We start from the raw sequence: 312 nt of genomic DNA on the forward strand, positions 1-312 counted from the left end.
CGTCGACCTCGATCGCGATCCGGCTCACGGCTGGACCTCCACGGCGGCCGGGCCGCCCTGCTTGGCGGCGATCTCGCGCAGGTGCGCCTCGTAGATATCCAGACAGCGCTTGCGGCCGCGGGCCACCTCGGGCATGTCTTCCAGCGCGCCGTTGCGCACCCAGCTGCACGGCGAGGTCAGTTCCTTGTCGATCGGCACATAGCGCACCTGCGGCACGCTGATCACGGCAGGTGCGGGCGAGACGATCGCTTCGGCAGCGGGAGCCGTCGGCTTGCGCGACAGCGAGCCGCACCCGGCGGCCAACGAACAGAT

The 312-nt window shown here is 70.5% G+C and carries 1 protein-coding gene; it reads right to left on the minus strand.

Annotated features, from left to right (window positions below):
- Positions 1 to 24: 24 nt before the first annotated feature.
- Positions 25 to 312 (minus strand): hypothetical protein (locus SB822_RS55970; RefSeq protein ID WP_410858961.1); only part of this gene is annotated, 288 nt, incomplete at its 5' end.

It is taken from the genome of Paraburkholderia sp. SIMBA_054 (assembly GCF_046534875.1).
Classification (GTDB): Bacteria; Pseudomonadota; Gammaproteobacteria; order Burkholderiales; family Burkholderiaceae; genus Paraburkholderia; species Paraburkholderia hospita.